The organism is Micromonospora sp. NPDC023644, assembly GCF_040640115.1.
Taxonomy (GTDB): Bacteria; Actinomycetota; Actinomycetes; order Mycobacteriales; family Micromonosporaceae; genus Micromonospora.
Window position 1 is genome coordinate 36,069 of sequence record NZ_JBFABA010000045.1, and the last position, 10,382, is coordinate 46,450.

At 74.8% G+C, this 10,382-nt stretch carries 12 protein-coding genes, 1 tRNA gene and 1 pseudogene; 6 read left to right on the top strand and 8 right to left on the bottom strand.

Annotated elements, in window-relative coordinates:
- Window positions 1-80: 80 nt before the first annotated feature.
- Together AB0G08_RS24285 and AB0G08_RS24290 are read right to left on the bottom strand one after the other, a co-directional pair.
- On the bottom strand, window positions 81-1,640 hold the full coding sequence (locus tag AB0G08_RS24285) for a tetratricopeptide repeat protein (RefSeq protein WP_358091769.1): 1,560 nt from the start codon (window positions 1,638-1,640) through the stop codon (window positions 81-83).
- A 57-nt stretch (window positions 1,641-1,697) separates the two neighbouring features.
- Entirely contained in the window at window positions 1,698-2,159 is a 462-nt protein-coding gene (locus AB0G08_RS24290) for a MarR family transcriptional regulator (protein ID WP_357876178.1), read from the bottom strand.
- Between the two features lie 50 nt (window positions 2,160-2,209).
- Here AB0G08_RS24290 and AB0G08_RS24295 point away from each other — a divergent pair, with 50 nt between their 5' ends.
- Both AB0G08_RS24295 and AB0G08_RS24300 read left to right on the top strand, forming a co-directional pair.
- Window positions 2,210-2,731, top strand: a complete 522-nt coding sequence (locus tag AB0G08_RS24295; RefSeq protein WP_358091771.1) for a VOC family protein — start codon at window positions 2,210-2,212, stop codon at window positions 2,729-2,731.
- A 136-nt stretch (window positions 2,732-2,867) separates the two neighbouring features.
- Window positions 2,868-3,758, top strand: a complete 891-nt coding sequence (locus AB0G08_RS24300; RefSeq protein ID WP_358091773.1) for a hypothetical protein — start codon at window positions 2,868-2,870, stop codon at window positions 3,756-3,758.
- 57 nt (window positions 3,759-3,815) lie between these two features.
- Here AB0G08_RS24300 and AB0G08_RS24305 read toward each other — a convergent pair whose 3' ends face one another.
- On the bottom strand, window positions 3,816-3,995 hold the full coding sequence (locus AB0G08_RS24305; RefSeq protein ID WP_007075522.1) for a DUF4236 domain-containing protein: 180 nt from the start codon (window positions 3,993-3,995) through the stop codon (window positions 3,816-3,818).
- A gap of 362 nt (window positions 3,996-4,357) precedes the next feature.
- Between AB0G08_RS24305 and AB0G08_RS24310 the strand changes: the two genes are divergently transcribed.
- Window positions 4,358-4,921, top strand: coding sequence for a flavin reductase family protein (locus tag AB0G08_RS24310; protein WP_358091785.1), 564 nt, complete (start codon window positions 4,358-4,360; stop codon window positions 4,919-4,921).
- A gap of 121 nt (window positions 4,922-5,042) precedes the next feature.
- Here AB0G08_RS24310 and AB0G08_RS24315 read toward each other — a convergent pair whose 3' ends face one another.
- The 3 genes from AB0G08_RS24315 to AB0G08_RS24325 are packed head-to-tail and all read right to left on the bottom strand — an operon-like array spanning window position 5,043 to window position 6,920.
- Window positions 5,043-5,555 carry a GNAT family N-acetyltransferase gene (locus AB0G08_RS24315; RefSeq protein ID WP_358091775.1) on the bottom strand — a complete coding sequence of 171 codons (513 nt, stop codon included), beginning with the start codon at window positions 5,553-5,555 and terminating at the stop codon, window positions 5,043-5,045.
- The gene (locus AB0G08_RS24320; protein WP_121398934.1) at window positions 5,555-6,010 is read right to left on the bottom strand and encodes an Rrf2 family transcriptional regulator; all 456 of its coding nucleotides are present in this window, start codon (window positions 6,008-6,010) and stop codon (window positions 5,555-5,557) included. Before AB0G08_RS24320 ends, AB0G08_RS24315 begins: the two co-directional genes overlap by 1 nt.
- Window positions 6,011-6,017: 7 nt before the next feature.
- A complete protein-coding gene (locus tag AB0G08_RS24325; RefSeq protein WP_358091777.1) occupies window positions 6,018-6,920 on the bottom strand; it encodes an AraC family transcriptional regulator in 903 nt (300 codons plus the stop codon).
- A gap of 231 nt (window positions 6,921-7,151) precedes the next feature.
- On the opposite strand from AB0G08_RS24325, the gene AB0G08_RS24330 reads away from it, so the two are divergent.
- Window positions 7,152-7,928 (top strand): glucose 1-dehydrogenase, encoded by a 777-nt coding sequence (locus AB0G08_RS24330; RefSeq protein ID WP_358091779.1) that lies wholly within the window; start codon window positions 7,152-7,154, stop codon window positions 7,926-7,928.
- 103 nt (window positions 7,929-8,031) lie between these two features.
- Here the strand turns inward: AB0G08_RS24330 and AB0G08_RS24335 are convergent, their stop codons facing one another.
- Window positions 8,032-8,463 carry an SsgA family sporulation/cell division regulator gene (locus tag AB0G08_RS24335; RefSeq protein WP_067311359.1) on the bottom strand — a complete coding sequence of 144 codons (432 nt, stop codon included), beginning with the start codon at window positions 8,461-8,463 and terminating at the stop codon, window positions 8,032-8,034.
- A gap of 273 nt (window positions 8,464-8,736) precedes the next feature.
- Between AB0G08_RS24335 and AB0G08_RS24340 the strand changes: the two genes are divergently transcribed.
- Both AB0G08_RS24340 and AB0G08_RS24345 read left to right on the top strand, forming a co-directional pair.
- Entirely contained in the window at window positions 8,737-9,312 is a 576-nt protein-coding gene (locus AB0G08_RS24340; RefSeq protein ID WP_358091781.1) for a TIGR02611 family protein, read from the top strand.
- 105 nt (window positions 9,313-9,417) lie between these two features.
- A tRNA-Val gene (locus AB0G08_RS24345) sits at window positions 9,418-9,489 on the top strand.
- A 77-nt stretch (window positions 9,490-9,566) separates the two neighbouring features.
- Here the strand turns inward: AB0G08_RS24345 and AB0G08_RS24350 are convergent.
- Window positions 9,567-9,779, bottom strand: a pseudogene (locus AB0G08_RS24350) (tyrosine-type recombinase/integrase); the annotation flags it as partial.
- Window positions 9,780-10,382: the final 603 nt, after the last annotated feature.

Consider the following 10,382-nt stretch of genomic DNA (forward strand, 5'->3'; position numbering starts at 1 on the left):
ACGCCGGCCCGGGGCCCCGGCCGCACGCGCGGCGTGGGCCCCGGGACACGTCGGCCGCCCCCGGGAACCACGCCGGCCCGTCAGCCGCGGCGGGTGCAGACCTCCCGCGCGCGGGCGATCGTGTCGGTCGACCAGACGACCGCGACCGTGAAGCAGTAGTCGGTGCTGCGGTTCAGGCCGTAGACGACGAAGGCGGTGGTGCCGGCGGGCAGGTTGGCGAAGGCCGTCTGCGCCTGGCCGACCCGGCCGCCCGAGATGACCACCGGGCCCTCCCCGCCGGCCGGGTACGTCCAGCGCAGCGCCACGTTGTCGCGGTTGTCCCGCAGCGTCACCGAGCCCGGCGGGGTGCCGGGGGAGGCCGCGGCCCCCGTCGTCGGGCCGGCGGCGGGCGGGGTGCCCGTGCCGGCCGGTGCCCCGGCCGGCGTGGAGGCCCGGGCGCCGGTCGCGGCCGGGGGCGCCGGGTCGGGGTCACCGTCCACCCCGGCCACCCCGGCGATCACGGCGGCCGTGCCCAGCAGCACCACCGCGACGCCACCGACGACGAGCGGCAGCAGCCGGCTGTTGCGCCGCGACGGTGCGCGGTGCACCGGCACCGGCAGCAGCCGCGACGGCTGGTAGGGCTCCTCGGGTGCGCCGGGCTGGCGGACCCGGTGCACCCCGTCGGCCTCGGCGGCGCCGCCGGCCAGGGGTACGACCGACGGCGGCACGGCACTGTCGGCCGGAGCGTCCTCGGCGTCGGCCTCGGGGGGCCACCAGCCGGGTGGCGGGTCCTCCGTCGGCTGCCGGGGCGTCGGCACCACGTGCGGTGGCCCGGCGTACGGGTCCGGCTCCGCCGGGCGGTAGCCCGGCTGCGAGGGGTGGTAGGCCGTCGACTGCGCGTCGCCCGGGGGCGGCGTGCGCGCGGACGGCACGATCGGGCCGTCCCGGCCGACGGGTGCGGTGTCGGCGCAGACGTGGTCGGGATTGGCCGCCGCCCGGGCCAGCGTCGCCACCTGCGCCGCCAGCGGATCGTCCGCCGGCAGGTGCTGTCGGCACAGCTCCCGGGCGAGCGCCAGGTTGTCGTGCGCCTCGGCGAACTGCCCGCAGTCGCGCTGCATCGCCCCGAGCCGGGCCAGCATCTTGATGCCGCTGGGGTGGCCGTCGCCGTAGACCTCGCGGTGCAGCTCCCAGGCGTCCTGCAACCGGTCGCGGGCCACCTGGCACTGGCCGCGCGCGTACTCCACCGTGGCCAGGTCGGCGTGGGCGGCGAGCACCCGCAGCGACTCGGGACCGTCGAGCGCGGTCAGCTCGATGATCACTTCCTGGTAGAGCCGGGCGGCGCGGGACCAGCTGCCGACCCGGTGCAGCACCGCCGCGAGGGTAGCCGCGGCGGCCACCGTGCGCTGGTCGGAGCGCCCGTGCAGCCGGGTCGTGGCCGCGTACGCGAACGCGGCCCAGCCCCGGGCCGAGTGCGGCTCGCCGAGGGCGACCAGCACGCGGGCCTGGAGGCTGGCGGCCTCGGCCAGCTCGGGTGTCGCGTTGGCCGGACGCGGGTCCGCGTCGGTCAGCGCGTCGGCGAGCAGCCGTTGGGCGCCGGCGAGGTCGCCGGCGGACACCAGGTGGTGCGCCTGGTCAGTCAGATCACCGAAGCCGGAAGGCACGCCCCATCGTGCTCATCCGACGACGGTAAGTACAAGACCCGGGCCGGGGTGGATTGGTCAAGAACCGGTCAGGTGTGCGGCGAGCGTCTCGCTGATCCGGCGCAACTGGTCCACCTGGGCCGGGCTCAACGCGTCGAACAGGTGCCGGCGTACCCCCTCGACGTGACCGGGCGCGGCGGCGGCGAGGGTGGCGAAGCCCTCGTCGGTCAGGACGGCGATCTGCCCGCGCCGGTCGGTCGGGCACTCCTCGCGGCGGACCCAGCCGGCCGCCTCGAGGCGGGCCGCGGCGTGCGAGAGGCGGCTGCGCGAGGAGCCGGTGGCCTCGGCCAGGTCGCTCATCCGCAGTTGCCGCTGCGGCGCCTCGGAGAGCCGGACCAGGATCTCGTAGTAGGCGTGCGGCATCCCGGCGTCGCGTTGCAGCTCCCGGTCCAGCGCCTCCATCAGCGCGCGGGAGGCGGTCAGGTACGCGCGCCAGGTGCGCTGCTCGTCGGGATCCAGCCAGCGGGTCATGACGGCCATCATACGCCACTTAGTTGAACGCTCAACAAAAGCGCGCTAGCGTCGGTGGCATGGGAATCCACCGCCTCAACCACGCCGTGCTCTACGTCAGTGACCTCGCCCGCAGCGTCGCCTTCTACCGCGACGTGCTGGGCTTCCGGCCGATCCCGATGACGCCGGACGGCTTCCGGGGCGCCGCCTTCCTCCAGGCGCCCGGCTCCACCAACGACCACGACCTGGGCCTGTTCGAGGTCGGTGCGGGCGCCGCTCGCTCCACCGCCGGCCGCGGCACCGTCGGGCTCTACCACCTGGCCTGGGAGGTCGACACCCTCGACGAGCTGGCGGCCACCGCGCAGCGGCTCGCCGCCGCCGACGCCCTGGTCGGCGCGTCCGACCACGGCACCACCAAGAGCCTCTACGGCCAGGACCCGGACGGGCTGGAGTTCGAGATCGTCTGGCTGGTGCCCGCCGACCGGCTCGACGACGCCGCCCTGGCCGCGCGCAAGCGGATCGGCCGGCTCGACCTGGACGCCGAACGGCGGCGCTACGGCGGCCAGACCCGGGGCGGCGTGGGCGTCTCCGTCCCGGCCTGACCCGCCCCGGCGACGCGTGCCGACCCGCCCCGGCGCCCGGCGGCGCCGCGTCCGGACCCGTCCCGGGCCGCCGCGGCGCACGGCCCGTCGGGGGAGCTCTGTACGCCCCGGGGCGGGCGTGCGGTAGAACGGCAGCATGCCGACCGACGCCGTCCTGCGCGAGCTGCTCGTCCGACACCTGGAGACCTGGCTGCCGGGGGCGCTGCACCGCGCCCGCCGGGCCACCCTCGCCCTGGCGTACGCGGGCGGCGACGCCGGCTCCGCGGAGGCCGCCCTGCGGGTGGTCGCCGGGCACGCCGACCGGCTGCGCGGTCGCCAGCTCACCGTGCTGGTGCTCGCCGACGACACCGGGGAACTGCCGGCCCGGCTCGGGGCCGTCGAGGCGCAACTGCCGGCGGGCGTCGCCGTGCACCTCGTGCCCGGCGGCCCGGCCCGGCTGCCGGTGGCGGTGAAGGCGGCCGGGGCGGCCGGCGCGCCCCTGCTCTCCGTCGTGGACGACGACGCCGCCGATCCCGCCGTCCTGACCGCCGCGGCGGCCGGCAAGCCGGCGGACGTGCTGCTCGCCACCGCCGCAGGCACCCCCGCGCGCGCCGCCCTCGCCGGCGCCGGGTTCCCGCTGACGACCGAGGTGGAGCTGGTGCCCGGCGACGGCGCCCCCGCGCGGCTGCTCGCCTTCGCGACCGGGTCGGACAAGAGCCTGGAGGCGTTCAAGGAGGCGCTCTGGGCGCTCGACGGTGCCGCCGGCGTGCGCTACCGCGACCAGGCGGGCCGGCTGCTCGACGTCGTCCCGGCCCCGGAACCCGGCCCGCTGCGCCGCGAGCTGCTGGCCGAGCTGGCGCGCTCCGGCCCGCGTACGGTCACCGAGCTGCGCCGGCACGCCCTCACCGCGACCGCCTACCGGTCGTCCGACGCCGTCCGGGCGCTGACCGGCCTGCTGGACGCCGGTGAGGCGACCCGCGACCCGGAGCACGGCCGGCTCGGCGGCGACGTGGTCATCTCCGCGCGGGACGCCGGGCCGACGTCCTGACCCGGACGCCGAGCGGGGTGCCGGTGAATCACCGGCACCCCGCTCGACCTCGGGACCTCACGCCCGGGACTTGTCCTGCTTCCAGGACAGCGGACCCGGCAGGTCGACCCGGTGCGCCTTGGCCCGCGAGTTCCAGGACCAGCGACCGATCTTGATGCTCCAGGAGGAGAAACCGTTCTCGGTGAAGTTCAGGATGATCGGGCCGTACTTCTTGCGCTTGCGGAACATCAGACCCATCGTCGTGCTCCCTTCGATTCCCTTCCCTGCCCTGTCGAACCCGAACATGCCCGGATCGCCGAATCGCGAAACCCCTGCCCGTCCCGCGTGGACGGTCCGACGGGGGTGACGGCCCCCGTGCGTCCGGTGAGGGCTCGCGGTGCGGCGGCTGCCCACCCCCGGCGTCCGGCATAGGGGTTCGCGACGGTGCCGGCCGACGTCGATTCCGCCCCCGATAGGGGCATTGACCGGGGACCCGGCCGGCGGCAGCATGGGGCGATGACGCAGCGGGACGATCTTCTCCACGCGGCTCGCCCGCCCGTCGACGCAGGGCTGCCCCGCACGCCGGGCGCCCACCCGGCCCCGGAGCCGACGTGACCACCATGGAATGGTCCCGGCAGGGCGGGGCCGAGCTGCTGCCGGTGGACCGGGACCTGTTCCGGGCGCTGCTCCGCCGGCAGGCCGCCACCGTCACCGTGGTCACCACCGTCGCCCCGGCCGCCGGCGGGCCGGCCCACCCGGACGGTTCCGGCGAGCCCGTCCGGGCCGGCTTCACCGCGACCTCGTTCACCTCGGTCTCGCTGGACCCGCCGCTCGTCTCGTTCTGCCTCGGGACCGCCTCGTCGAGCTGGCCCGTGTTCGCCCGGGCCGAGCACGTCGCCGTGCACCTGCTCGGCGCCCACCAGCGGGAGGCCGCCCGGGTCTTCGCCACCGGCGGGATCGACCGGTTCGCCGCCTATCCGCACTGGGCGCCGGGGCCGTTCGGCGTGCCGCTGCTGTCCGGCGTGCTGGCCCGGCTGCTCTGCCGGGTCGCGCACCGGGTGCCGGCCGGCGACCACACCCTCTTCGTGGCCGAGCCGCTCGCGCTCGGCGGCGGCGAGGACGGGGACCCGCTGATCCACCACCGGGGCGGCTACACCACGACGGGCACGCCGGCGCGGGCGTGACCGGCCCGGTCACTCCGGCGGCGGCAACGCCGGCGGCGCGGGCTGTGGGCGTCGGGCCCGCCGACCGGCGGCGTCGTGCCTCGGTGGTCGGTCCCGTCGCCGCCGACCGGGCGGGGCGGTGTCAGGCGGGGGCGCGGTCGACGACGAGCACGCGGGTGACGCTGCCGTCGTCCTCGGCGATGTCGCGCTCGTGGACGAAGCCGAGCTTGCCCAGCAGCGCCAGCGAGGCGTGGTTGGCGTCGGCGACCGTCGCGTACACGCGGGGCAGGCCGAGGGTGTCGAAGCCGTAGCGGACCAGGGCCCCGGCCAGCTCGGTGCCGAGACCCTCGCCCCAGGCCGGCTTCGCCAGCGCGTAGATGATCTCGTGGCCGTCGACCTGATCCGTCCGCTTGATCTCGGCGTGTCCGACGTACCGGCCGTCGCGGCGGACCGCCCAGACGTCGAAGAGGTCGTTCGCGTAGACCTTCGTGAACACCCGCCCGAAGAGGGCGCCGGCCTCCTCGGCGCTCAGCGGGCCGTCGCCCATGAACCGGCCCACCTCGGGGTCGGTGAGCAGGGCTATCGAGTCCTCGGCGTCGTCCGGCCGGTAGGGCTGAAGCAGCAGGCGTTCGGTGCGCAGGACGGGGGTGGGCATCAGCGCGGCTCCCAGGCGTCGGGCAGGGCGGTCAACCTACGCACGTGGGCGGGGAGCCGGCCACTGATTATCTCCGCGAGGCTCACCTCGTCGACCACCCGGCGCACGGCGGCCCGCACCGCGACCCAGAGCCCCGGCAGGTTCTCCGCCGCGCCCTCGTAACTCGTCTCCTCCGGGCGCAGCCCGCGGACCCCGGCCAGCGGGCCCTCCACCGCGCGCAGCACCGCGCCGACGGTCACCTCGCGCGGCGGGCGGGCCAGCGTGTAGCCACCCTCCGCGCCGCGCTGCGCCCGGACGATGCCGGCCCGCCGCAGGTCGGCCAGGACCGCCTCCAGGAACTTGCGCGGCATGTCCTGCTCCGTGGCGATGGCCTGGGTGGACAACAACCGGGGGTACGCGGTGGCGAGGCTCAGGGCCGCCCGTACCGCGTAGTCGCCGCGCGCGGAGATCTGCACCCCGACATCATGCCCCGCGTGGGCGGCCGGCCGCGTCGGCGGGCGGGCGGGGCCGGACGACCGGCCCGGGTACCGGCTGCTCACGGGCCGCGCGGAACGCGCCCGGGCTCACCCCGACCTCGCGGGTGAAGAACCGGCCGAAGTTCGTCGGCTCGGAGAAGCCCAGCCGCCGGCCGATCCGGGCGATCGGCTCGTCGGTGGCCGCCAGGAGGCGGCTCGCCTGGAGCGCCACCCGCTCGTCGACCACCTGCTTGGCGCTGCGCCCGGTCACCGCCAGGCAGGCCCGGGTGAGCGTACGCACCGAGCAGCCCAGCCGGGCGGCGTAGTCCTCGACGCGGCGGGTGTGCTGGTAGCCGCGTTCGACCTCGCGGCAGAGCCGGTGGAAGGTGGCGGCCTCCGCCCGCGTCGCCGGGTGGGCGCGTTCGGGCAGCAGCGACAGCCGCAGCAGCAGCACGGCGAGCTGGTGGCGCAGCAGTCCACGCGCCGCGGCCAGCCCCCGGTGCCGCTGGCAGTCCACCGCCAGCTGGCTCACCTCGTTGATCACCGCGTCCTCGTCCTCGCCGGCGAGCTGGAGCCAGGACGGCACGGCGTCCGGGTCGACGTCGAGCCCGCGCAGCGCCGCCGGGTCCCAGCGCACCACCGTCGCGTCGAGCTGCGGGCCGGCGCAGCGCAGCACCTGGCCGGCGCGCACCCGCAGCAGCGTGCCGGGCCGGCAGGGCAGGGCGCGGAAATCCAGCTCGGCGGTGCCGTGTCCGCCCGTGGTCAGCACGAGCAGGTCCCTCTCCAGCAGCACCGGGCGCCGCCAGCGCGGCTCGGGGGCGAGGTCACCGAGGGCCACCGTGTCGATCTCGGCGGGGGCGGTCGCCGGGTTGCCGGGCGGAACGGGGGAGAGCTGACCGGAAGAGACCATCGCCTGCGACGGTAGCCCGGGGCGACGATCAACGCATCCCGGGAACGCGGCGCAGGTCGCGCGGGCTGGGGCGGGCGGGTGTCGGGCCGGCCGGCGGGGGTTGTCGAGGTCGTCGGGGGCGGGCTACGTTACCGAGCGGTAGCGCCGTCCGGTCGAGGCACGGCCGGAGCCGGTCCGCGCCGGTCGGCCGCCCCGCCCCGGCGGTCCCGGCCGACTCGCGATGGGATGGGCATGACGGATCTGTTCTCGGTCGAAGGCAAGACGGTCCTGGTCACCGGCGGCTCGCGGGGGATCGGCCTGATGATCGCCCAGGGCTTCGTCCGGGCCGGCGCACACGTGATCATCTCGTCCCGCAAGGCGGACGTCTGCGAGGCCGTGGCCAAGGAACTCTCCGCCGAGGGGCGCTGCGAGGCCATCCCCGCCGACCTCGGCCACGACGCCGGCGCCGAGGGCCTGGCCGCCGCCGTCCGGGAGCGGTACGACCGGCTCGACGTGCTGGTCAACAACGCGGGCGCGACCTGGGGTGCGCCGCTGGAGTCGTACCCGGAGAGCGCGTTCGACAAGCTCTGGGCCGTCAACGTCAAGGCCGTCTTCCGGCTCACCACCGCGCTGCTGCCCGCGCTGCGAGCGTCGGCCAGCGCCGACGACCCGGCCCGCGTCATCAACGTCGGGTCCATCGACGGCATCCGGGTGCCGATGATGGAGGTGTACGCGTACTCGGCGACCAAGGCCGCCGTGCACATGCTCACCCGCAGCCTGGCCCACCAGCTCGCCGGCGAGCAGATCACCGTCAACGCGATCGCGCCGGGGCCGTTCGAGAGCAAGATGATGGCGTTCGCGCTGGACGACCCCGCGTCCCGGGCCGCCATCGAGGGGCAGGTGCCGCTGGGCCGGATCGGTCGGCCGGAGGACATGGCCGGCACCGCGATCTACCTGTCGTCGCGCGCCGGGGCGTACCTCACCGGCGCGGTGATCCCGGTCGACGGCGGCATCACCACCCACGGCTGAGCCCGGCGAGGGGCGGGAGGCGGTGCGCGTACCCCCTGGTGGGCCGGGGCCGCGCGGACTCGGCAGATCCGCGCGGCCCCGGTCGGCCGGTGTGGCCGGTGGTTCAGCGACCGGCGAGCAGCCGGCTCACCGCGGTGTCGACGTCCAGGTGCTCGGCCTCGCGGCCGCGCGGGACGACGACGTAGGTCCGGCGCAGGAAGCGCACCAGGACGCTGCGCGGCACCTCGAACAGGGCGTTGCCGTCGGGCGACGACAGCGCCAGCGCGACGAAGTCCCCGCGCGGGGTGGCCCAGGGCCAGACCCGCACGTCGCCGATGCCGGCCGGCTCGTCGAGGCCCGTGACCAGCAGCTCCCGGGCGAACGACCAGCTGACGGCCTCGCCGCCGGCGGATTCGGCGTGGAACAGGACATGGACCGCATACGGATCAGCAGGGTCGTAACGCAGACTGGCACGCACCGGCAAGGCGGTGGCGTCAGGTGCGACGAGCCTTAGCGACGTCTCGACCTCTACGGTCGTCGGTCGGATGACACTCATGGACGATCTCCCCCCGGCACCGCTGCGGAACGCGCGTGTCCCGCTTTTCCCATACTCAGGTGCTACTCCTGGCTACGCTCCGCCATACGCTGACTTCACCCAGTGGTGGGAAGGGGGTCGGAAAGGCCGCGTGAATGTGAAGATTCATGTAGGATTTCCGGTTCTGCCCAGTGCGTGATCCCGCCCGGCATCGGGTGGTTCAGTCGTCGACTTACTCCGGTAACGTCCAGTCGGCCGTTGCAGTGACGGGCGCGAGCCACACTGGGGGAGGAAATGGTCACGAAACGATCCTCAGTGGATCCGAAGACGGTGCCGGGCCCGCCGAACGTCGCGGCCCGGGCAGCCGAACAGCGGGGGTACAAAGTGCCGATGGAGCAGCACGACCGGCCCGGTCGGGCGGCGTCCGGCCGGAGTGGCGCGGGCGGGACGGCGCTGGCCGAGCGGCGGCAGCGACCGCGCTGGCGGCAGCGGCTGGGCACGACCCTCGACCTGATCCGGGCCAACCCGACCGGACGGGTGACCCTCAAGATCTTCATCGCCATCGCGGGCGCCCTCGTCGTCACCATCGGCATCGCCCTCATCCCACTGCCCGGGCCGGGCTGGCTGCTGGTGATCGCCGGCCTCGGCATCTGGGCCGTCGAGTTCCACTGGGCCCGCCGGCTGCTCGGCTTCACCCGCCGGCACGTGCACAACTGGACCCAGTGGGTGAAGGACCGCTCACTGGCCGTGCGCTTCCTGCTCGGCTCCGTCGGCCTGGTCTTCGTCGGCTCGGTGGTCTGGCTGTCGCTGAAGTTCAGCTTCGGCATCGACGTGGTGGCCGAGGCGCTGCACTACCTGGCGACGCACTGACCCTGGGCTGACCTGGCGCTTCGACGGGTCGGCCGACTGCCGCGCGGCACGCGGACCCCGGATTTCCGGTCCGGTCCCTCGATCAGGTAGAGTCATCGGCGCTGAGGGCGATTAGCTCAGCGGGAGAGCGCTTCGTTCACACCGAAGAGGTCACTGGTTCGATCCCAGTATCGCCCACGCAGGTCAAAGGCCACTTCCCAGTCTTGGGAGGTGGCCTTTCTGCTGTCGTACAGCAGTGAAGTACAGCAGTTCCGTCAGCGCCCGAGTGAGTCACCGAGGCGTTTGAGTGCGTCTCTGGTCGCCTTCGTCGATACCTGCGTGTAGATCTCCAACGTTACGGAGAAGCGGGCATGCCTCAGCACCTGCATGGCGACTCGGGGGTCGACGTCGAGGTCGGCCAGGAGCGTGGCGCAGGTGCGCCTGGCGACGTGCACGGTGATCGGCTTGACGCCCGCTTTTTCGCAGCGCTCAGGGTTAGGTCATCCGCTTACCTGGGAGGGAGGGGGTGCCCGCCGGTGGCCAGCTCCGACCCCGGGAGCCGGGTCCGTGCCGGGCGAGGTTGGGTCAACTGCGCCACTGTGGCGGTGTCCGTCGGGGCGCGCTCCGTGGCACGAGAGGCGACTCAGTCTGTTCCGGCGCGTCCGTACGTGCGTCAAGGTCCGCTTGACGTGTGATGGACCGGGCGGCGGCCCGCTCCCCACGTGGGCGGGTCGACGGCGGGATTGCAGGGGCGTTGGCTGTGTTCGTTACCGTGCGGGTGTGACTGGCGCGGCATGGGGAGTCGTTGCGCTTTTGCTGCTGGCTATCGTCGGTGTGGTGGTGGTGGTGGCTCGGCGTCGGGGAGCATCGCGGGTGCTGGATCGGGAGGAGCAACTGCGATTGGCCAGGCGCGCCGCCCAGCAGATCGACCGGGAAGCTCGGAGAACGAAGCGCGGCAGCCTGCGTGGTAGGGGTGGCGGGGGCGACGTAGGCCTCTCGCATGACGCAGCCTATGGGAGCGAGGGCGGCACACCCGGTACGCCGTAGTGCGAGTCTCGCTTCGACGTCTGACGCTCAAACTGGGTGACGAC